We start from the raw sequence: 20,909 nt of genomic DNA on the forward strand, positions 1-20,909 counted from the left end.
TGTGACGGCCACCTCGACAGCGCCGATAGAACGTGTTCTAGTTCTTCCATGCTGGACTTCACCGTCGAGGAACTCAGTGCCGAGGACGTCGAACGACTGCGCGAGACCTACCGACCGCTCACCGAATCGGTGCGCGAACTCATCGACGCGACCATTCGCACGGCCGCTGCCGCCGAGACGGTGGCCGCCGCGAAGGCGCAGATCGATGCCGCGACGGCCGCCCTGCGCAGCGAGCAGATCGACGGCTCATTCGGTGTCCGATTCACCGCGCAGGGCGACCGGATGCCGTGGGGCAACGCCGTCATCGGCCTGCGCAACCCGGTCGCACCGCCGTTATCGGTACAGCACCACCCCGACGGCAGCGTGTCGGCGGATTTCGTCCTCGGCGCCGCCTACGAGGGGCCGCCGGGGCACGTGCACGGGGGCGTGGCCGCGCTGATCCTCGATCACATGCTCGGCGAGGCGGCCAGTCCGGCAACCAGTCCGCGACTGACCGGGACGATCAGCCTCCGTTATCTGCGTCCCACCCGACTCGGGGCGTTGCGGGTGGAGGCTGCCGCCGAACGTACCGAAGGCGTGAAAACCTATGCCACCGGCTTCATCTCGGATGCCGAAGGGCCCACGGTGCAAGCCGAGGGAGTGTTCATCCGGCCCAAATGGGCGCGGGACTGAATCTCAGCTGCCGAGTTTGATGTCGCCGGCGGCGATCCCGGTCACCACGGTGGTGATGTTGCCGATCTCGCCGACCAGCAGCCGTTCGGCGGCGTGGTCGTCGGTCAGCAGCGCCGCGGCCTCGCGCACGCTCGCGCTGGCGGTCAGCAGGGCGTCGGTGTCCACGCTCCAGGGGGCCGCCGGGGTGGCCGGGTCGCCGCACAGCGCCTTGACGTAATCGTCCACCGCAGCGACGAATTCGCGATTCAGGTTGGGCGGCGGATGCGTCGGCAGATGCGCTTCCAGGGCGGCACACGAGGTGGTGACGGAGTTCAGCGCGGCCCGGTAGGCGCGCATCCAGCGGCGCAGCGTGCGGGTTTCGGTGCCGGTGGCGCCGGCGGTGGCCTCGAATGCGGCGCGGGCGCTCACCGCCCGGCCCCACGCGGTTTCCAGTTGCTCCTTCGGATGGTCCAGATCGTGTACGAAAGCTCTGACCACCATTGCCGCATAGTCGATCTCGGTCTTCAGCAGTTCGCCGGCGCGCTGCCGCAGCCGCACCAGTGCGTTGTCGGGGATGAGCACGTGGACGGCGACGGCCAGCCCGCCCCCGGTCACCACCGCCAGTAGCGGATCCCCGATGGCGCCCGCGCCGGATGTGTTGGCCATGTTCATCAGGAAGACCAGGGTCCCGGCGATCGCGATGTTCACCCCGAGGTAACTGATCTCGGCGGTGAGGTAGCCGCAGGCGAGGAACACCACCGCCAGCACCGCGGAGGCCGCACCGGTGGGATCGGTCAGCGAGGTCAACAGGGCAGCCAGGGCCACACCCGCTGCGGTGCCCACGATCCGCCCGACACACCGGGTGTAGGTGTGGGCGGTCTCCGGGCGCAACACCATCAGCACGGTCAGCGGAATCCACACGCCGTGCGGCATATTGGCGAACCTCCACAGCGCCACCCCGATCGCGGTGGCCGTGATGAGGCGCACCGTGTGCCGCAGGATGGGGGAGCTGCCGACCATCTGGGCCCGCATCAGGCCGCTCACCGCGGTGAGCGCGTCGGGTACGCCGGTGCGGCGCAGATGCGCCACCTGGTCGGGTTCGAACTGTCCGAACCGCAATTCCACCGCCTCGCGCAGCTGGGCGGACAGCAGCATGGCAGCCTCCCGCGCGCTGCCCTGGACCACGGTGGCCGCGCCGTCGAGTTGGCCGGTCGCGTACGCCAGCTCGGAGCGTGCGCGGCGCCGGGCATGCGCGATGATCACCAGCAGTTCGGATGCGCTGTGCAGCACGCGCGCCACGGCCTCGTCCTTGCCGTCCTGGGTCCCCAGCGCGGTCAGCGACTCGGCGATCCGCTCGGGCAGGCTGTACCAGCCGCGGTAGATCGGCGGACGTCGCTTGGCCAGCGCCTCGCTCACCGTGAACGCTTCCCGCAACCGGATGAGCGGCTCCCGGTCGACGGTGGTGTCGGAATCCACCGCGACCCGGTCGGCGTCGGCGGCCAGGGACAGATAGGCACGGGTCAGCGCGGCGCGCTGGGTGCGCCAGCGGCGTTGGGGCCACACGACGATCAAGGCGGCCTGCAGAAGACCACCGATGAGGGCGAGAATCACCACCGCCAGCACCGACCCGACGTCGTGCTCGGCAGGGACCGAGGTCACCATCACAGCCGCCCCGGCCGCAGCGACCAGCCCGGCATTGGCGCTGATGGCCCAGTGAAGACCGGCGAACACACACCACAGGGCGATGACCGCGATGAAGGCGAATGTGTTGGCTTCGGTCACCGCGCCGAGCAGTGCGGCCAGGGCCATCTCCAGCGAGACGATCACGACGGTGGGGAAGCGGCTGCGCGGGCTGTCCTGCAGTGCACTGGCGCCGGCGACGATGGCCGCGGCCCCGGTGCTCACCGCGGCCGCCGGGGAATGTAGGGCGTTGGCCAGCAGCACCACCCCCAGGACACCGGCCAGGCTGCGCAGGACGGCGCCGCCGTCGTACAACGTCAGTCGCAGCTGACGGCCGAAGATCATCACGCCATTGTGGCCCGATCGGCCGGTATGTCAGGCGCGATCGCAGAGGTGTGATCGGGCGGTGATCGATTCGCCGCCGATTGTTAGGTTCTGCTGGTGGAAAAGGTGATGGTCGTGCTGCGCGCGACGAACCCAGGCGAACAGTGGTGCACCCGGTTGCGGACGAGGGTCGCCACCGAGCTGTCCGAGCTCGACATCGCGGGCCTGACGGTCAATGTTCGCGATGAGGCGGTCAGCGCGTCGCTGATGACACTGACCACGCTGGATCCGCCGGCGTACGCGGTGGTGAGTATATGGACCCAGCAGTATTACGGTGCGGCGCTCACCGAGGCGTTGGAACTGCTGGCCGCCGAGTGTCAGGAGATGGCCGCCTATCTGGTGACCGAGTCGGTCCCGCTCCCGGGCCCGGACGCCGCGCCGAGCGCACGCACCCCCGGATTGGCCAATATCGCGTTGCTGCGTCGCCCCGACGATCTGGATGAAGCAATCTGGTTGCGGCGCTGGCACATCGACCACACGCCGGTGGCGATCGCCACCCAGGCGACGTTCGGCTACACGCAGAACACCGTGGTGCGGGCGATCACCCCGGACGCGCCCCGGGTGGACGCCATCGTCGAGGAACTGTTCCCGATCGAAGCGGTGTCGGATCTGCACGCGTTCTTCGGGGCAGCCGATGACGCCGACCTGGCCGACCGGATGGGGCGGATGGCGGCCAGCGTTGCGCGGTTCGGCGCCGATCGCGATATCGACACGGTGCCGACCAGTCGCTACGTGCTGTGGACACCGACCCTTACGCTGCAACCGTGACCCTGTTGATCGCCGATGAGAATCGGGTACGCACGCTGACACTCAATCGCCCGGAGGCACTCAACGCCTTCAGCGAGGAGCTCTACGACGCCACCACCGAGGCGCTGCTGACGGCGGCCGACGACCCGGACGTGTCGGTGGTGCTGCTGACCGGCGCGGGGCGGGCGTTCAGCGCGGGCAACGACCTGGTCGAGATGCAGAAGCTGGTCACCGACCCGGACTATCAACCCGGCAAGCACGGATTCCGCGGAATGATCGAGGCGCTCGCCGCCTTCCCCAAACCACTGATCTGTGCGGTCAACGGCATCGGGCTGGGCATCGGCACCACCATCCTCGGCTACGCGGACCTTGCCTTCATGTCGAACACCGCCCGGCTCAAATGCCCGTTCACCAGTCTGGGAGTCCCACCCGAGGCGGCGTCCTCATACCTGTTGCCGCGGTTGATCGGTCGACAGAACGCGGCATGGCTGCTGTTGTCCTCGGAATGGGTGGATGCCACCGAGGCGCTGCGAATGGGCTTGGTGTGGAAGGTGTGCGAACCCGAGGACCTGCTGGCGGAGGCGCGCAGGCACGCCGAGGTGCTGGCGGCCCGGCCACTGAACAGCCTGCTCGCGGTCAAGCAGACGATGATGGCTGCGATCCGCCCCGGGATCGCCGCGGCGAGTGAGCGCGAGAACGCGTTGTTCGCCGAACTGTTGGGCCAGGCGGCCAATGTCGATGCGCTGGCCTCGTTCGTGGACAAACGCGGCTGAGCCGCTAGTGCATCGCGTGCACCGGGCACTCGACGGTGCGTGAGGCCGCCAGGATGGCGCGCACCGTGCGTCGGCACCGGCCGCAGTCCGAACCCGCGCCGCACGCGTCGGCGACCTGCCGGGAGGTGGTGGCGCCGGCGGCCACGGCGTCGTGGACGGCCTGGGTGGTGGCTCCGGTGCACAGACACACGAACATGTGCTCAGGCCACCTCGCCCGTCACCCGCGCGGAATTCGTCGACGGGTCGCCTTTCGTCCCGGCTGAACAATTGTCGGACGATCGGCGGAAATCACGGGCCTCGGCAAAGCGGAAATGGTCCGGCGCGGAATGCCGTTCCCGGGCAATTCGGTGAATTGGAAAAACGGCTGGAAGAAACGAATGTGAATAGTCGCCGGTCACCGTTCCTGCCTCTCCGTCCGGGTCGGGGCGGGGGCGCCGTCGGCGACCGTCCCGAAGTTAGGTCAGTGTAACCTAACTAAGGCAAGCCAGTCCATAACTAGGCCTCTGACTAGGGTTAGCCTCACCTATGGCTCGCCGACGCGGGTCGAAATTGGTCACCGAACCGCCGCTGCTGCTCTCGCCGCGACACCGTGACTCGACTAGATTCAGACATGCACGGCTTTAGCGACACTTGACCAGCCCTCAAGGTGCTTAGGAGCGACATGCAAGGCGATCCAGAAGTTCTGAAATTGCTCAATGAGCAGTTGACGAGTGAACTCACGGCGATCAACCAGTATTTTCTGCATTCGAAAATGCAAGACAATTGGGGATTCACCGAATTGGCTCGCCACACCCGGGAAGAGTCATTCGAGGAAATGCGTCATGCGGAGACGATCACCGACCGCATTCTGCTTCTCGACGGCCTGCCGAACTATCAGCGACTGTTCTCCCTCCGGGTCGGGCAGACCCTGCGCGAGCAGTTCGAATCGGACCTCGCCATCGAGTACGAGGTGGTCGCGCGGCTGAAGCCGGGCATCATCATGTGCCGGGAGAAGCAGGACGCCACCTCGGCGGGAATCCTGGAGTCGATCCTGGCCGACGAGGAGAGCCACATCGACTACCTGGAAACCCAACTGCAGTTGATGAACACCCTCGGCGAGGAGCTCTACTCCGCGCAGTGCGTGTCGCGACCCCCGCAGTAGCGGCGTCCGCCGTCACGGTTTCCCCACCGGTTCGCTCGGGTACTGCGTAACCGGCGCCCGTTCCGCGGTTCCATCGGCTCGGCGTATATTCGATAGCCAAGCTAACAATTGATGGGTCGGGGGCGACCTATGGGGGAATCAGTGACGTCCATGGAAGCCGGAGTGGCCGGGAAGGCCGCCGAGAACAGCCCGCCGGTCGGCGTGCAACGGCGGAACATCATCTTCGTCGCGGTTCTGCTGGGGATGCTGCTGGCCGCACTCGACCAGACCATCGTCGCTACTGCGTTGCCGACGGTGGTGTCCGACCTCGGCGGTGCCGGGCATCAGTCGTGGGTGGTCACCAGCTACCTGTTGGCCTCGACGATCGCGACCGCCGTGGTCGGCAAGCTCGGCGACCTTTTCAGCCGCAAGGCCGTCTTCCAGGTCTCGGTGGTGTTCTTCTTCATCGGTTCGGTGCTGTGTGGCCTGGCCGACTCGATGTCGATGTTGGTGGCCGCGCGGGCTCTGCAGGGGATCGGCGGCGGTGCCATCATGGTCACCGCCACCGCGGTGATCGGTGAGGTCATCCCGTTGCGGGACCGTGGGCGCTACCAGGGCGCCCTCGGCGCGGTCTTCGGCGTCACCACCGTCATCGGTCCGCTGCTCGGCGGGTTCTTCACCGATCACCTCAGCTGGCGGTGGGCGTTCTGGATCAACGTCCCGGTCGCGGCGGTGGTGTTGGTCGTGGCCACCGTCGCCATCCCGGCGCTGGCGCGGCACGGCCGTCCCGTCATCGACTACGCGGGCATCGCGCTGGTCGGGGTGGGTGCGTCCGCGATGATCCTGGCCACCAGCTGGGGAGGCGCGGAATACCCGTGGACATCGCCGGTCATCATCGGACTGTTCCTCGGTTCGATCGTGGCACTGTCCGCCTTCGTCTGGGTGGAAACCCGTGCGGCGGAACCGATTCTGCCGATCCGGCTGTTTGCCAGCCCGGTGTTCACGGTGTGCTGCGTGCTGGCGTTCATCGTCGGCTTCGCGATGCTGGGCGCCATGACGTTCCTGCCGACCTTCATGCAGTTCGTGGACGGGGTGTCGGCGACGGAGTCGGGCCTGCGCACGCTTCCGATGGTGGCGGGCATGCTCGTCACCTCCATCAGCAGTGGCTCGATCGTCGGGCGGACCGGGCGCTACAAGATCTTCCCGGTACTCGGTACCGCGACCATGTGCCTGGCGTTCGTGCTGCTGTCCACCATGGACGCCCAGACCTCGGTCTGGCTGCAGTCGCTGTACCTGCTGGTGCTCGGCACCGGAATCGGACTGTGCATGCAGGTACTGGTCCTGGTGGTGCAGAGCACTTCGGACTTCACCGACCTGGGCGTGGCGACGTCGGGCGTCACCTTCTTCCGGACCATCGGCAGTTCGTTCGGCGCGGCCATCTTCGGTTCGCTGTTCGCGAACTTCCTCAACAGCCGTATCGGGCCGGCGCTGGTCTCCAGCGGGGCACCCCCGGCGGCTGCGGAGTCCCCGAAGGCGTTGCTGGACTTGCCCGCCGAGGTGGCGGCGCCGATCGTGGGCGCCTACGCCGATTCGCTGGGCCTGGTTTTCCTGTGCGCCGCACCGGTCGCGTTCCTCGGGTTCGTGGTGTCGCTGTTCCTCAAAGAGGTTCCGCTGCGCGAGATGGAGGCAGCCTCGGCCGCCGACCTCGGCGACGGTTTCGGCATGCCGGTGATGGAAACCTCCGACGAGATCCTCGAACTCGCAGTGGGCAGGACCTTTCGCGACTCACCCGATATCCGGTTGCGCAAGCTCGTCGACCATCCGGGCTGCGAACTCGATGTGGCCCGGCTGTGGGCCGCGGTGCAGATCTACCGGCACAACCAGGTGCACGGCTGGGCCTCGATCGGCTCCATCGCCGACACTCGACGGATCCCGCCGGAGATCCTCGAACCGGCCTTCGACCGGCTCGTCGAGACCGGCTACGCGCTGCGCACCGGCGACCGACTGTGGCTGACCCAGGCCGGGGCCCGTCAGGTGGAGGTCGCCATCGGCGCGCTGGTGGGCAAACTGGTGCAGCGGTTGGCCGAGGCCCCGGACTATCAGGGCAGGCCGGACAAGGCCCAGGTCGAAGCGGCGCTGGAACGCATAGCGCACCGGATGGTGCTGCAGCGGGAGTGGACCGAGGGTCGTGAGTTGGTCGATACGGCACCGACAAACTAGAACACGTTCCAATCTGTGGCTGTCGGGCGTACGCTCCGGACATGAGCCGAATCGGAGATTTCGCAGACGACGATGCCGCGGCCTGGGTGACCAAGTCACCCGACATCGGTGTCGCCATGGCGGGTTTCACCCACGCCGTCTACAACAAGAACCGGCTGCCCATGCGGGTCCGGGAACTGGCCCGGATGGTCATCGCCCTGGACAACGAATGTGTGGTCTGCCAGAACACCCGTGACTCCGCGGGCATCGAGGCGGGGGTCGACGAGGACCTCTACGATCATGCCGCGCAGTGGCGGACCTGGCCGGGCTACAGCCCCGCCGAACGCATCGCGGCGGAGTTCGCCGAGCGCTTCGCCGGTGACCACACCGGGCTGCGCGACGACGAGGACTTCTGGGAACGCTGCCGGGCGGAGTTCAGCGAGGAACTGCTGACCGACCTGGCGCTGTCGTGTGCCATGTGGCTGGGTATGGGTCGGATGCTGCGCACCCTCGACATCGGCCAATCCTGCAGGATCACACTGTGATCGGAGCCCGGTGAGCACGACTGCGGCGCTCGCGGTCGCGCTGATCTTCCTCTGGCTCGGCATCGTGCTGGCCATCTCGTTCATCGAGGCGCCGCTGAAATTCCGCGCGCCCGGCGTGACGTTGCCGATCGGTCTGGGCATCGGCCGGCTGGTGTTCCGCGCCGTCAATGGCGTCGAGGTGGTGCTGGCGCTCGTCATCGGCGTCGCCCTGGCGGCGACCGGCGCCGGCCCGGCGGTGCTCATCGCCTTCACGGTCGCGGCGGTGGCCTTGGCCGTGCAACTGCTGGCCGTCCGTCCGGCGCTGACCAAGCGCTCCGACGCCGTGTTGGCGGCCGGACCGGACGCCGAGAATCTGCCGCGCTCCCAAGCTCACTTCGGCTACGTCGGCCTGGAGTTGGTCAAGGTGATCGCGCTGATCACGGCCGGGACCGTTTTGCTCGCCGGCTGAAACCTATTGCGACAGCGGCCGACACCACCAGCACGGCCAGCAGCAGTGCCAGCCAGGGCCACCCGCCGTGGTCGTAGACCCAGCCGGCGATCGCGCCCTGCAGCCGTCCGGCCGCACCGACGACCGGGTCGGCCGGGTCGCCGCCGGCGTGGAACAGCCGTATCTCGTAGACGCCGTAGTAGGTCACGTACACGCCGACCGCGACGAGCAGCGCTCCGCTGATCCTGTTGACATAGGGCAGGATTCGACGGATCCGGTCCAGCAGCGCGGAACTGGCGAAGGCGGTGGAGACGGCCAGCGCCCCGACGATCAGCGCGAAACCGCCCGCGTAGGCCAGATAGACCAGCGCAGTGTCACGCCAGGACGGTGCCCGGGCCGCACTCGCGGTCACCGCCAGAAAGGGACCGACCGTGCAGGACAGCGAGGCCAGCGCAAATCCCAGTCCGTAGCCGAGCATGGATCCGATCCGTGCGGTCGGCGCCCAACGCGACCCCGCACGCACCGGTAGCGACAGCGTCCTGCCGAGCAGCAACCAACCGCCGAGCAGCACCAGGATGACTCCGATCAGCACGGTGGCGAACGGCACGTACTTCTGCACCGTCGACGCGACCGAGGCGGTCAATGCCCCGAACGCGGCGAACACCCCCACCACACCCAGGGTCATCGCGGCGGTGGCGCCCAGGGCTCGCCACACCGCCCGTCCGCTACCGGCGTCTGCCTGCACGACCAGGCTCAGATAGCCGGGCAGCATGGCGAACCCGCACGGGTTGACCGCGGCGATCAGCCCGGCCCCGAACGCAAGACCGAGCAGATCGCCGTCCATCTAGGCGGTGAGTGCGGCGACCCGATTCGCCAGGTCCTGTTCCGACATCGCCGACGTCGGGTTGTTCACGAAGGTCGAGGTGCCATCGGCACGCACGAACAGGTACGCCGGCTGCCACGGCACGTTGAACCGTGCCCAGATCGATCCGTCGGCGTCGTCGAGGTTGGTGAAGCCCAGGTTGTAGCGCGCCACGAAGTTCTGCATGGCGGGCAGGTCGGCGCGGGCGGCCACCCCGACGAACGTCACGTCCGGGTTGGCCGCGGCCACCTTGCTGACGTTGGGTGCCTCCTGATTGCAGAACGGGCACCACGGCGTCCAGAACCACAGCACCGCGGGCTTGCCCTGCAGGCCGGCGCCGTCGAACGGTGCACCCGACAGCGTGGTGCCGGTGAAATCGAGGCGGTCGTCGGCCAGGGCGGTGGGGGCGCTGACCAGACCGAACAGCAGGGCCGCGGTGGCCAGGCTCAGGGCCAACGAGCGCAGTCGTCGGGTAGTCGGGAATCTCATGGGGGACCTCCGGTTCGAACCGGGCCCGCGGACTGGATGAGTCGGGCCTCAGCCGTTACTACGTACCCGTTCGGCACCCGGTTCGATCATCGGCCGGCGTCGAGGTGTGGGCAGGACGCCCGGCCCGGCGTCGGTGCGTCGCGCACGGCCCGGACCCGGATGCGGGCACCGCGGTGCGGCACCAGGATGACGCCCTTGATCCGCTGGCGTTCCCCCGGTGCGGTGGTGGTGGCCAGATCCACCCGGCGCAGCACCTCGCGCAGCACCACGGCCATTTCGACCTGGGCGAAGTTCGCGCCCAGACAACGCCGGTTACCGCCGCCGAACGGGAGATAGGTGGTCGGGCCCAACGTCGCACCCAGCATCCGGTCCGGGTCGAAACGGTCGGGGTGCGGGTACCGGGCGGCGTCGGCGTGTACCAACCCGATACCGGGGGCCACCATCACCCCGGCAGGCAACAGATGGCCGGCGACCTCGGTGGGCTCGGTCAGCACACGGCCGACATCGAAGACCACCGGCCGGATCCGCAGCACCTCCTTGCACACCGCGTCGAGGTAGTCGTCGGCGTCCGGGCCACCGGTGCGTGCCGCATGGGTGGCCTTCTCCAGGATCGCGGGATGTCTGGTCAGCAGCTCCAACGCCCAGGACAGCCCGGTCGCGGTCGTGTCGTGCCCGGCGACCAGCAGGGTCATGAGTTGGTCGCGTAGTTCGGTGTCGGACATGCCCGAGCGCACCATCATCGACAGTGCGTCGGGACGGTCGTCGAGGCCCGGATCGGCCCTGCGCTCGGTGATCTCGGCGTACAGCAGGCGGTCGGCCTCGTCCAATCGGTCCCGGAACCCGCGCCACGGTCGGAATCGCTGTAACCGGGGGACCGCCACCGGCAGCGAGTTCCACGCGCCGAGGCTGAGCAGTCTCGGCATCACCGCACGCAGCCGCGCCAGCCGGTCACCGTCGGTGGTGCCGATGACCGTCCGCAGGATGACCTCCAGCGTGATCGCCGACATCCAGGGTGCCACCGCGAACTCGGTGCCGACCGGCCAGCCGGCGACGCTGTCCGCGGCGATCTCGGCCATCACTGCGGTCTGGCGGGCGACCGCCTCCCGGCCGAACGGCGCGAGCATCAGCCGGCGCCGGTCGCGATGCACATCGCCGTCGATCACCAACACCGAACTCGGGCCCAGCAGGCCGGTGAGCATGGCGTTAGCCTCGCCGGCGTGGTAGACCGACGGATCACCGCCGAACACCGTCTTGATATCCGCCGGATCGGCCAGATAGACCATGGTGCCGACGGTGGAGACCCGCAGCGTGAACACATCGCCGTAGCGGCGCCGGCACGCGGAGACATACTGGGCCCAGAAGTTCATCATCAGCACGCCCTGCACCGTGGCCGGCAGCGGCGGCCCGGGCGGCAGTGCGGAGGTGCTCATCACCCGACCATAGGCGGATGCGCGCCGCCGTGCGCCCGACCCGTCAGATCTGCCCGGTCGCGTCGTACACCCAGGACATGTCGGCCGTCGCGAAGTCCGCGATCCAGTTCGGCGGCGCGAGACGGGTCATCGAGCCCATGTCCCAATAATCCTTCCAGAGGGTGATCTTGCCGTCGACGAGTCTGTGCACCGTGACGAACGGTAGGACGGCGGTCTCTCCGGTGGTCCAGGTCCAGGTCTCGGAGTGTTCGTACATGGCGTCGGCGCCGTCGATGACCAGTACACCGTCGTGATTCTCATAGCCCGCCAACGGTTCCAGCCCGACCTTGAGGCGTTTGACGATGTCTTCGGGTCCGCGGGCGGCGGCGGCGGGGCCGAGCGGCATATCGGCGTAGATGCAGTCCGGCGCGAGGTAGGTCTTCACCCGGTCCCAGTCGCGTGCCGAGAGCGCACGCCACATGCCGAGAACCGTCTGCTCAGTTGACATGAGCCAATTCGCCTGTGCCCGAGGATAATGCGGGGGAGCGATGGGCGGCCCTCAGGAAGCGTCCGGTGCGCTGCCTGCCGAGCGCATCGGTGGGCCGGCCGTCCAGGAACACCGCCCGCCCACCCACGAACACCGCGTTGACGGCGTCGTCGTTGCGGTTGACCATTCGGGACAGTCCGCCGTAACAGTCGACCGGTTCTTCGTGGTAGGCCTCCAGGGAATGATCGAGCCGTTCCGGGTCGACGATCACGACATCGGCGCGGTCCCCGACGCGCAGGTGCCCGGCGTCGAGGCGATACCAGTCGGCGAGTTCACCGGTCAGCCGGTGCACCGCATGCTCGATCGTCATGAACGGCTTGCCGGCCCGCTGCGCATCGCGCACGTGTCGGAGCAGGCGCAACCCCATGTTGTAGAACGCCATGTTCCGCAGATGCGCACCGGCGTCGGAGAATCCGAGTTGGATACCCGGATCGCGGGCCAGCTTCTTGAGAACCTCGGGACGGTGGTTGGAAATCGTGGTGCGCCAACGCAGATCACGACCGTATGCCAGCACCAGGTCCAGGAACGCATCCACCGGGTGCAGGCCGCGGTCCAGGGCGACCTGTCCGAAGGACTTGCCGACCACCGTGGCATCCGGGCAACCGACGATCTCGGCATCGTGGAAGTCGCGCTGCCAGACCCGGACACCGGCCCGGTTCTCGTAATCCTCACGGAACCGCCTGCGGTACACCTCATCCCGCAGCAGCTCGTTGCGCTCCACCTCATCGCGCAGGTGCAGTGCGGCGGCCCCGGCGCCGAACTCCTCGAACACCACCAGATCGATGCCGTCGGCGTACACCTCGAACGGCACCGGCAGATGCTGCCAGCGGAAGTTGCCGCCCAGTGCGTTGATCAGCCGGGCCACCGGGCCGAGCACCTTGACCGCGTACGGGTTGGCCTTGATGTCGGCGGCCGAGAGCAGGCTGGTCTTGAGGGGATTGCGGAAAACGCCCAGGGACTGGGCGAGCTGAGAACCGAGGTTGAGCGGATTCGCGATGTCCGGTCCGGATTGCAGGACCCGGCCCGAGCGTCGCAGCAGCGATTTCAGCCGGCGCAGTTCGCGGGGGCCGGCGTAGGTCGAGGGTAACGTCCGGGACCGGCACACGTCGCCGTCGATCTTGTCGAAAAGCAGCTGCTGTGAGGACATTCCGACGAACCCCGCGTCGAGCGCCTCGGCCAGCATCCGTTCCATCTCGGCCTGCTCGCCGCGGGTGGGACGCTGCCGTGTGCGGGTGGCGCGATCCAGGCCCATCACCTTGGTGCGGATGTCGGAGTGGCCGATGAACGCCGCGACGTTGGGGCCCAACGGCAACGAGTCCAATGCCTGCACGTACTGCTCGGCGCCGGTCCAGGTCTTGTGCCGGTCGACAGCGTCGATCACGAACTGCCGGGGGATGGCCTCGACCCGACCGAACAGATCACCGGCATCCTCGCCGTCGACGTGCACGGTGGAAAGCGAACAGGAGCCGAGCATGACCGTGGTGACCCCGTGGCGCAGCGACTCGGGCAGTGACGGCAGGCCGAGCACTTCGATGTCGTAGTGGGTGTGGATGTCGAGCAGGCCCGGCAGTACCCATTTGCCGTGGGCGTCCAGGATCTGCGGGCACCCGCTGCCGTCGAGTGAGCCGGCGCTGATCGAGGCGACGTGGCCATCCCGGATGCCGATATCGCGGACCGTGGACGGTGCGCCGGTGCCGTCGAACCAGCGGCCGCCCCGAATGATTGTGTCGTAGGTCACTCAGCCATCAGAGCAGCGCCGTGCACGGGTGTCAACGGAAATCGTGAACAGATCGAAAAAGGTGTCTACTCGATCTGGGCGGCGGACCGGCACATACTGAGGCCGTGACGCCCTTGCAGCGCTACATCGCCGAAGAGATCGCCACCGACCATGCCGACGGGCTGCTGTCCCGGCGCGAAGCGCTGCGCCGGCTGGCGTTACTTGGCCTGGGGACGACGGCGGCCGCGGCGGTCATCGCGGCCTGTGGCAAGAGCACCCCGGATTCCACGGCGAGCCCGGCGGAGACCGATGCACCGCCCCCGCCGGCCCTCGACACAGCGCCGCCGGGCATGGACACCGCCGTGCCGACCGCGCCGGTGACCTGGGCCGGGCCGAGCGGCCAGTTGCAGGGCGCCTGGGCCGTGGCGGCCCAGCCGCGCGGCGCCATCCTGGTGATCCACGAGAACAAGGGACTCAACGACTGGGTGCGGTCGGTCGCCGGCCGGCTGGCCGGCGTCGGGTATTCGAGTCTGGCGATCGACCTGCTGTCCGCGGACGGCGGCACCGCCACGTTCGCCGATCCCGCCGAGGCCACGGCCGCGCTGGGCAACCGCGCGCCCGCGGACATGGTCGCCGATCTTCGGTCGGGCATCAGCGAGGTCCGGGCACGCACACCCGGAGCGAAGGCGGCGGTCGTCGGCTTCTGCATGGGCGGCGGGTTGGCGTGGCGGCTGCTGGATGCGGGTGTACCCGAGTTGGCCGCGGCCGTGCCTTTCTACGGGCCGACCCCCGACGATCCGGATTTCGCCGGCAGCAAGGACGTCGCGGTGCTGGGCTTCTACGGCGAGCTCGACCAGCGCGTGAACGCGACCGAGCCGACCGCCCGGGCGGCACTGCAGCGGGCCGGTCTGGTGCACGAGCTGGTCACCGAGCCCGGCGCCAACCACGCGTTCTTCAACGACACCGGCGACCGTTACGACCCCCGCGCGGCTGCCGATGCCTGGCAACGGATGCTGGGCTGGCTCGCGACGCACGTCGGCTGACCGGGTTCAGCCGGCAGCCCACCCGTCGGGGCAGGATCCGTCGGTGTCGGTGAAGCCGTACTCCCTGGCGAGTGCGACCGAGGTGACCGACCGCTGATTCCATCGGGCGCGGTGCGCGTCGGCGGCGATCGCGGCCACGCCCCGGCCGACGAATCGGGGCGTCTCCGATTCGGCGAATCCCGGCGGCGCGCTGGGATATCCGTCGTCGCGGCCGGCGCGCAGCGCGGCGCGCCAGTTGTCCTCGGTGACGCCGTAGTTGTCCAGCATCATCTCCGAACGCAGCCAGCCCGGGCTGACGGCGACGGCGGTGGCGCCGACCCGGCGCAGTTCGTGCCCGAAGCCGAAGGCGAGCCGGTTGTCTGCCGTCTTGGCGAGGTCATAGAACACCGAGAGTCGAAACGTCTCGGCGTTGTATTCGGCTGTTCCATCTGTGATCTCGACCAGCAGCCCACCGGGGCGGGTGATCATCAGCGGTAACAGGCAGTGTGCAGTGATCAGGTGGGTGCGCACCCCGAGATCGATGATCCGCAGGCCGGCATCGAGATCGTGCTCCCACATCGGGCGTCCCCAGGTCGAGGGCGGGCCCTTCAGTATCTCCGCGCCCCAGATGTCGTTGACCAGGATGTCGATCGCGCCGTAGTCCGCCCGCAGCCGGTCGGCCAGCGCGCGGACCTGTCCGGGCACCAGGTGATCGACCTGGACGGCGACCCCGCATCCACCCAACGTATTCACCAGTGCCGCAGTCTCTTCGATGGTTTCCGGCCGGTCGTAGTCCGAACCACCGGATCCGTTCACGCTGCTGCGGCCGGTGCAGATCACAGTGGCCCCGGCCTCGGCGAGCCCTGCGGCGATGCCGCGGCCCGCGCCGCGGGTCGCACCGGCCACCACCGCGACCCGGCCGCGTAGCGCGTGGGGGCCCACTGAAATCCCCATGGACGCAACGTACGCGCGGATGTGTCGGTTCGTGGGTGTTCCAACACGAAGGCGCCCGGCACACGTTCACCGGCAGTTAAGACGCCCGTCGACCGGCCGTGTCCCTGCGCACACGGGATCGCGCTGTGATGGCAGCATGCGGGTGGTCCAGGTGGCGAACTTCTACGGCCCGCGCTCCGGAGGGCTGCGCACCGCCGTCGACCGCCTCGGCGCCGAATACAGCGCCGCCGGCCACGAGGTCGTCCTGGTGGTGCCCGGCCGTCAGGCCTCGCGGCACCTTCTCGAATCGGGTGTCACCCGGATGGCGTTACCCGCCCGGCTGATCCCTTTCACCGGCGGTTATCGAGCGGTTCTGCCCAGGCCCGTCGTCACCCTCCTGGAGACGCTGGAACCCGACGCCATCGAGGTTTCCGATCGGCTGACCCTGCGCTCGCTGGGGTCATGGGGCCGGCGCAACGGCGTCGCCACCGTGATGATCTCCCACGAACGGTTGGACCGGCTCGTGGGGCAGGTCCTGCCGCCGCGTGCGGCCCGTGCGGTCGCCGACATCGCCAACCGGCGCACCGCCGACAACTATGACGCGGTGGTGTGCACGACGGACTTCGCCCGACAGGAATTCGACCGCGTCGGGGCGGACAATGTGGTGACCGTCCCGCTCGGCGTCGACCTCGACCAGTTCCATCCGCGCCACCACAGCACACAGCTGCGCAGGCGCTGGGCCCAGCCCGGCCAGACCCTGCTCGTGCACTGTGGCCGCCTGTCGGTGGAGAAACACGCCCACCGCAGCATCGATACCGTTGGCGCCCTGCGCGATTCGGGTATCGACGCCCGACTGGTGGTGGTCGGTGAGGGGCCGTTGCGACCTCGGCTGCAACGCCAGGCGGCGGGCCTGCCGGTCCACTTCACCGGTTTCATCGGTTGCCGTGACACCGTGGCCGGCATCCTGGCGTCCGCGGATGTCGCGTTGGCACCCGGGCCGCACGAGACATTCGGCCTGGCGGCGCTGGAAGCCTTGGCGTGCGGCACCCCGGCGGTGGCCTCTCGGACGTCGGCGCTGGCCGAGATCCTGACCGCCGACAGTGGCGCCACCGCCGACAACGACCCGGCCGCGATCGCCCGGGCGGTCGGCTCGCTGATCAGCCTGCCGGAGAAGCGCCGCCGGACCGCTGCCCGGCTGCGCGCCGAGCAGTTCACCTGGCCACGGACCGCCGCGGGAATGCTCCATGTGTTGGGCGGGCGCTGACGGCGAAAAACGCCGGGTCGACCTGCGCGGTGACAAGGTGCCATACGATTCCGGACATGAAAGCACCCGGACTGGTCCTGCCGATCGTGATGATCGGCGCGCTGTACGGCTCGGGTCCCGCCGTCGCGGCGCCTGCGGAGCCCGGCTGTGCCACGACCGTATCGGCACCCCAGCTGATCGACGTGTCCGGCACCGCGATGGTGTCGGCCTCCGTTTCCCCGGGGGCGTGCAACCGCGCAGAGCCGCAGTTGCAGGTCGCCTGCCTGCAACGGGTGGGCAGCCCGCTGGCGCCGATGTGCGAGGAGGCCGGCGGTCCCGCGACCGCGCGGGTGACCCTGAGCCCGTATGTGCCCGGGGCCACCTATGTCGCCACCGGCCGCAGCTGTGCGAATTCGGGCAGCCCGGCGGTCGCGTTCTGCCGCGCCGCTGGTCCGGTCACCGCCACGCTCTGATGACTCAGGCGTGCCGGCGATCCGCCGCGGCGGGTAGGTAGCGCACCCCCGGCCCCGGATCGAAGCGGTAGCCGCGCCCCCTGATCGTGGTGATGACCACGGCGTACGCACCGAGTTTGACCCGCAGCCTGCGGATGTGGGTGTCGACGGTGCGGCCGGACAGGTCCGCGTCGTCCGCACCCGCGGTGCCGGCCCACACCTCGCGCATCAGCTGAGCACGGGACACCGGCTGGTGCTGATGGTCGGCCAGGAAGCACAGCAGTTCGAACTCCAGGTAGCTCAGCCGTACCGGGGCCCCTCCGGCCCGGACCTCCCGGCCGGCCCGGTCGATCAACAGCCCGTCGAACGGCTCCGCGACCGGCACGCGGTCCGGTGTCGCAGCGTGGCGGGCCGCGGTGATGACCGCGGGGCGTACCCGCACGCCCGGCACGGTGTCGGCGATCACCCGGCCGAATTCGTCGGCCAGCTGCGCGGTGCGTGCCGGTAACTCGGTGAACCCGGCCGGCACATCGAAGACCAGAACCACTTGCACCGCAGGCGCGGAGTCGGTGGCCCGGGGCAGGCCTGCTTGGTACATCGCGCCATGATGCCGCACCGGAGGTACACCGGGCCAATGTTTCCCGCGACGTGAGTGCAATTCAGAAGGCGGGCGTCACCTGGCCGGCGTACGTGGTCTCGATGAACCGCCGGGTTGCGTCCCCGGTCAGCAGATCGGCCAGCGCGCCGATATCGCGGTCGTCACGACCGGCGGGAGTGGTCACCAGGTACTCGGCGTAGGTCGGGTTGTCCTTGTCGCAGTGCAGTGCGGCATGAGTGCGCACGTTGCGGTCCATGGCCTGTGGTCCGAACAGGAACACCGCGTCGAAGTCGTCGAGGGCCGAGTTCAGCGTCCAACTGGTCAGCTCCTTGAACACCAACCTGCGCGGGTTGGCCCGGATGTCGGCGGTGCCGGCCAGTTGCCCCGGCACGGGCGCGCACCCGATCATCCCGAGCCGGTCCAGCATCCGCAGCGAGCGGTCGACGTTCACCGGATCCGACGGCAGCGCCACTTCCGCGTACTCGGGCAGGGCCGCGAGTTCGGACACCCGGGCGGAGTAGAGCCCGAAGGGCTCGATGTGCACGGGAACCACCGGGACCAGTGCCGCGCCGTGACTCCGGTTGAACTCCTGCAGGAACGGCAGGTACTGGAAGTAGTTGGCGTGCAACCGTCCGGCGTTCAGCCATTCGTTGGGCTCGTCGAAACTCTCGAAGACGATCACCTGCAGATCGATTCCCAGCGAGGCCAGACCGGGGCGGACATGTTCCAGGATCTCGGCGTGCGGCACGGGGGTGGCGCCGACCCGAAGGGGCCGTAGGCCTTTCGTGCTGACCGACCGCACACTGCTCGTCATGACCCGAAGGGTACCGATGTCACGGCTGACCGCAACGCGCACGCCGGCACCGAATGTGACGGAATGTTACGGCTTTTAACGCACGGTGACCGCAGCTCTGTTCGGTTACCGGTGTCCGACCTACGGTCTGCGAAAAGCAATGTCCCGGTTCGGCAGGAAGAACGGTCATCCCATGTCTGAAATCACGACTGTACCTGAGCCACTGAATAGTTCACCGGACCAACCGACACGCAAGCTGCGCGGCAGCCTCGGAGTGGCATCGATCGTGTTCATGGTGGTGGCCGCTGCCGCACCGCTCGGCGTGATCGGCGGGGTGGTGCCGTTGGGGCTGGCATCGGGCAACGGTGCCGGCTTCCCGGCGACGTTCGTCATCGCCACGTTGATCCTGCTGTTGTTCAGTGTCGGGTTCACCGCGATGACCCCGTTCGTCACGGAGGCGGGCGCCTTCTTCTCGTATGTCCGGCAGTCGCTGGGTTTCCCGACCGGCATCGGCATCGCGTTCGTCGCCGTCGTCACCTACGTCGCGATCGAGGCCGGCGTGTACGGACTGATCGGCCCGGCCGGTACCGGTGTTGTCGAGTTGCTCGGTGGGCCCACGCTGCCCTGGTGGTTGTTCGCCGCCGCCGCTTTCGTGGTCACCACCTATCTCGGGTACCGGAACATCGAATTGTCCAGCAAGGTGCTGGCCGTGCTGCTCACCGCGGAGATCGCCATCGTCGCGGTGCTCGACGCGGTGATCGTCGCGCGCGGGGGAGATCACGGCCTGTCCGCGGGAATCGTCACTCCCGATGCGGTGTTCTCCGGATCTTTGGGCATCGGACTGCTTTTCGCCATCATCAGCTACGTCGGCTTCGAGGTCACCGCGATCTTCCGCGACGAGGCACGGGACCCGGAACGGACGATCCCGCGCGCGACATATCTGGCTCTGGTGCTGATCGGCGTGTTCTACACGGTGACCAGCTGGGCGCTCATCTCGGCCTGGGGCGACGAGGCCGCGGTCGCCCAAGCCACCGACGAAGGGGGCACCTTCCTCGGGGACACCGCCGCGCGCTACATCGGGGTGTTCGGCGCCGACCTGATCACCGTGTTGTACTTCACCAGCCTGTTCGCCTGCATCCTGGCCTTCCACAATGTGGTGTCGCGCTACGTGTTCGCGCTGTCGCAGCGCAACGTCCTGCCGGAGTCGCTGAGCCGCCCGCACCCCGAACATGGCTCACCGCACCGGGCCTCGTTGTGGATCTCCGGGTTCGTGGCGGTCAGTGTGTTGCTCGCGGTGCTGTTCGGCCTCGACCCGGCCGGGCAGTTCTACACCTGGTTCGCCGGCGCGACGACGGTCGGCGTCGTCGTCCTGATGATCGCGACGAGCGTGGCGGTGCTGGTGTTCTTCGCCCGGGACCGGCGTGGTCACTCGGTGTGGCGGGTGCGGATCGCCCCTGCGGCCGGCCTGTTCGGTCTGCTGGCCGCGCTGACGCTCATCCTGTCCAATCTCCGTGACCTGGTGGGCGGGTCCAGCGTGCTGGCCTGGGTCATCGTGAGTCTGCTCGCCGCGGCGTTCGTCGCGGGCGCGGTCGTCGGGGCACGGGTCGGCCCGGGGAAGCGGGTTCAGTCCTGAGCCTCCCGTAACAGTTGTGCGCCGGTCTGCTCGGTCAACCACTGCCGGAACCGCCGGTGTGACCATCGGCGGGTGCCGACCAACCGGGCGAAAAGCGCGGGATCGCCTGCGAGCCAGGCGATGTCGATGGCATCGGACCGGCGTATCCGGTCGGTCAGGGCTCCCAGTTCGGCCAACCGTGCGATGACCGTGCGGGCACCGTCCAACCGCTGCTGCTCGTAGGCGCGAAGCAGATCGGCGGCGGACTCGTCGGCATCCGCGGCGACCTCCAACGCCCGGAACAGTCGGCCGGCCCGCAGATCGACGTCGACCAGGACGTTCACCCAGCCGTCCAGCAGGTCTGCCGGGTCGTCCTGGGCGAGGGCCGTGGCCAGTTCTTCCCGCTCGGCGAGGGCCGTCTCCTGGTCGTCACCGGTGATGGCCCAGTCCAGGGCGGTCTTGAGCAGTTCGAGCTTGCCGCCCACCGAGGTGAATACCGTCTTGCGGCTCACCGCGGCGGCCGCCGCAACGGCATCGATGGTGGCGCGCGCGAATCCGTGCTCGAGGAACACCTCGGTAGCTGCGGCGACGATGGCGCGCCGCGTCTGCCGGGCCTGGCCGGCGCGCAGTGTGGAGTGGTAATCACGCTTGACGGGGTCCACTTTTTACCTCACGCTTGACGTATTCATTACATCGTCAGTGTAGC

The 20,909-nt window shown here is 68.5% G+C and carries 23 protein-coding genes; 11 read left to right on the plus strand and 12 right to left on the minus strand.

What is annotated here, in order from left to right; all coding sequences use genetic code 11:
• The first annotated feature begins 48 nt into the window (after positions 1-48).
• Positions 49-672 (plus strand): PaaI family thioesterase, encoded by a 624-nt coding sequence (locus tag V4U86_RS12520; RefSeq protein WP_395311516.1) that lies wholly within the window; start codon positions 49-51, stop codon positions 670-672.
• Between the two features lie 3 nt (positions 673-675).
• Here the strand turns inward: V4U86_RS12520 and V4U86_RS12525 are convergent, their stop codons facing one another.
• Positions 676-2,676: an FUSC family protein gene (locus V4U86_RS12525; RefSeq protein WP_395311517.1), complete on the minus strand. Its 2,001-nt coding sequence runs from the start codon at positions 2,674-2,676 to the stop codon at positions 676-678.
• 96 nt (positions 2,677-2,772) lie between these two features.
• On the opposite strand from V4U86_RS12525, the gene V4U86_RS12530 reads away from it, so the two are divergent.
• Both V4U86_RS12530 and V4U86_RS12535 read left to right on the plus strand, forming a co-directional pair.
• Positions 2,773-3,483, plus strand: coding sequence for a hypothetical protein (locus V4U86_RS12530; RefSeq protein ID WP_395311518.1), 711 nt, complete (start codon positions 2,773-2,775; stop codon positions 3,481-3,483).
• A complete protein-coding gene (locus tag V4U86_RS12535) occupies positions 3,480-4,235 on the plus strand; it encodes an enoyl-CoA hydratase/isomerase family protein (RefSeq protein WP_395311519.1) in 756 nt (251 codons plus the stop codon). Before V4U86_RS12530 ends, V4U86_RS12535 begins: the two co-directional genes overlap by 4 nt.
• 4 nt (positions 4,236-4,239) lie before the next feature.
• On the opposite strand, the gene V4U86_RS12540 is transcribed toward V4U86_RS12535, so the two are convergent.
• Positions 4,240-4,431 carry a (2Fe-2S)-binding protein gene (locus V4U86_RS12540; protein ID WP_395311520.1) on the minus strand — a complete coding sequence of 64 codons (192 nt, stop codon included), beginning with the start codon at positions 4,429-4,431 and terminating at the stop codon, positions 4,240-4,242.
• A 4-nt stretch (positions 4,432-4,435) separates the two neighbouring features.
• Positions 4,436-4,633: a hypothetical protein gene (locus V4U86_RS12545; protein WP_395311521.1), complete on the minus strand. Its 198-nt coding sequence runs from the start codon at positions 4,631-4,633 to the stop codon at positions 4,436-4,438.
• Positions 4,634-4,896: 263 nt separating this feature from the next.
• On the opposite strand from V4U86_RS12545, the gene bfr reads away from it, so the two are divergent.
• The 4 genes from bfr to V4U86_RS12565 all read left to right on the plus strand — a co-directional run bounded on the left by bfr (position 4,897) and on the right by V4U86_RS12565 (position 8,547).
• A complete protein-coding gene (gene bfr / locus V4U86_RS12550) occupies positions 4,897-5,376 on the plus strand; it encodes a bacterioferritin (RefSeq protein ID WP_395311522.1) in 480 nt (159 codons plus the stop codon).
• Between the two features lie 150 nt (positions 5,377-5,526).
• The gene (locus V4U86_RS12555; RefSeq protein WP_395312024.1) at positions 5,527-7,575 is read left to right on the plus strand and encodes an MDR family MFS transporter; all 2,049 of its coding nucleotides are present in this window, start codon (positions 5,527-5,529) and stop codon (positions 7,573-7,575) included.
• Between the two features lie 41 nt (positions 7,576-7,616).
• Complete coding sequence (locus V4U86_RS12560) at positions 7,617-8,099, plus strand: carboxymuconolactone decarboxylase family protein (protein ID WP_395311523.1); 483 nt, start codon at positions 7,617-7,619, stop codon at positions 8,097-8,099.
• A gap of 10 nt (positions 8,100-8,109) precedes the next feature.
• Positions 8,110-8,547 carry a hypothetical protein gene (locus tag V4U86_RS12565; protein ID WP_395311524.1) on the plus strand — a complete coding sequence of 146 codons (438 nt, stop codon included), beginning with the start codon at positions 8,110-8,112 and terminating at the stop codon, positions 8,545-8,547.
• Here V4U86_RS12565 and V4U86_RS12570 read toward each other — a convergent pair.
• The 5 genes from V4U86_RS12570 to V4U86_RS12590 form a co-directional block, all read right to left on the minus strand.
• On the minus strand, positions 8,516-9,370 hold the full coding sequence (locus V4U86_RS12570) for a cytochrome c biogenesis CcdA family protein (RefSeq protein ID WP_395311525.1): 855 nt from the start codon (positions 9,368-9,370) through the stop codon (positions 8,516-8,518). The genes V4U86_RS12565 and V4U86_RS12570 overlap by 32 nt on opposite strands.
• On the minus strand, positions 9,371-9,877 hold the full coding sequence (locus V4U86_RS12575) for a protein disulfide oxidoreductase (RefSeq protein ID WP_395311526.1): 507 nt from the start codon (positions 9,875-9,877) through the stop codon (positions 9,371-9,373). It lies immediately after the preceding gene.
• An 86-nt stretch (positions 9,878-9,963) separates the two neighbouring features.
• Positions 9,964-11,307 carry a cytochrome P450 gene (locus tag V4U86_RS12580; RefSeq protein ID WP_395311527.1) on the minus strand — a complete coding sequence of 448 codons (1,344 nt, stop codon included), beginning with the start codon at positions 11,305-11,307 and terminating at the stop codon, positions 9,964-9,966.
• Positions 11,308-11,350: 43 nt separating this feature from the next.
• Entirely contained in the window at positions 11,351-11,794 is a 444-nt protein-coding gene (locus tag V4U86_RS12585; protein ID WP_395311528.1) for a nuclear transport factor 2 family protein, read from the minus strand.
• Positions 11,784-13,571 (minus strand): N-acyl-D-amino-acid deacylase family protein, encoded by a 1,788-nt coding sequence (locus V4U86_RS12590; RefSeq protein WP_395311529.1) that lies wholly within the window; start codon positions 13,569-13,571, stop codon positions 11,784-11,786. Before V4U86_RS12590 ends, V4U86_RS12585 begins: the two co-directional genes overlap by 11 nt.
• Positions 13,572-13,675: 104 nt before the next feature.
• On the opposite strand from V4U86_RS12590, the gene V4U86_RS12595 reads away from it, so the two are divergent.
• On the plus strand, positions 13,676-14,593 hold the full coding sequence (locus V4U86_RS12595; protein ID WP_395311530.1) for a dienelactone hydrolase family protein: 918 nt from the start codon (positions 13,676-13,678) through the stop codon (positions 14,591-14,593).
• 6 nt (positions 14,594-14,599) lie between these two features.
• Here the strand turns inward: V4U86_RS12595 and V4U86_RS12600 are convergent, their stop codons facing one another.
• Complete coding sequence (locus tag V4U86_RS12600; protein ID WP_395311531.1) at positions 14,600-15,526, minus strand: SDR family oxidoreductase; 927 nt, start codon at positions 15,524-15,526, stop codon at positions 14,600-14,602.
• 136 nt (positions 15,527-15,662) lie between these two features.
• On the opposite strand from V4U86_RS12600, the gene V4U86_RS12605 reads away from it, so the two are divergent.
• The gene (locus tag V4U86_RS12605; protein WP_395311532.1) at positions 15,663-16,769 is read left to right on the plus strand and encodes a glycosyltransferase; all 1,107 of its coding nucleotides are present in this window, start codon (positions 15,663-15,665) and stop codon (positions 16,767-16,769) included.
• 56 nt (positions 16,770-16,825) lie between these two features.
• Positions 16,826-17,221, plus strand: a complete 396-nt coding sequence (locus V4U86_RS12610; protein WP_395311533.1) for a hypothetical protein — start codon at positions 16,826-16,828, stop codon at positions 17,219-17,221.
• A gap of 4 nt (positions 17,222-17,225) precedes the next feature.
• Here the strand turns inward: V4U86_RS12610 and V4U86_RS12615 are convergent, their stop codons facing one another.
• Both V4U86_RS12615 and V4U86_RS12620 read right to left on the minus strand, forming a co-directional pair.
• Positions 17,226-17,798 carry a winged helix-turn-helix domain-containing protein gene (locus V4U86_RS12615; RefSeq protein ID WP_395311534.1) on the minus strand — a complete coding sequence of 191 codons (573 nt, stop codon included), beginning with the start codon at positions 17,796-17,798 and terminating at the stop codon, positions 17,226-17,228.
• Positions 17,799-17,859: 61 nt separating this feature from the next.
• Complete coding sequence (locus tag V4U86_RS12620) at positions 17,860-18,612, minus strand: MetQ/NlpA family ABC transporter substrate-binding protein (protein ID WP_395311535.1); 753 nt, start codon at positions 18,610-18,612, stop codon at positions 17,860-17,862.
• A 172-nt stretch (positions 18,613-18,784) separates the two neighbouring features.
• Here V4U86_RS12620 and V4U86_RS12625 point away from each other — a divergent pair, with 172 nt between their 5' ends.
• Entirely contained in the window at positions 18,785-20,224 is a 1,440-nt protein-coding gene (locus tag V4U86_RS12625) for an APC family permease (RefSeq protein ID WP_395311536.1), read from the plus strand.
• Here the strand turns inward: V4U86_RS12625 and V4U86_RS12630 are convergent.
• Positions 20,215-20,865 carry a TetR/AcrR family transcriptional regulator gene (locus tag V4U86_RS12630; protein ID WP_395311537.1) on the minus strand — a complete coding sequence of 217 codons (651 nt, stop codon included), beginning with the start codon at positions 20,863-20,865 and terminating at the stop codon, positions 20,215-20,217. The two genes, V4U86_RS12625 and V4U86_RS12630, sit on opposite strands and share 10 nt — an antisense overlap.
• Positions 20,866-20,909 lie beyond the last annotated feature (44 nt).

Source organism: Mycobacterium sp. AMU20-3851 (genome assembly GCF_043974665.1).
In the GTDB taxonomy this organism is placed as follows: Bacteria; Actinomycetota; Actinomycetes; order Mycobacteriales; family Mycobacteriaceae; genus Mycobacterium.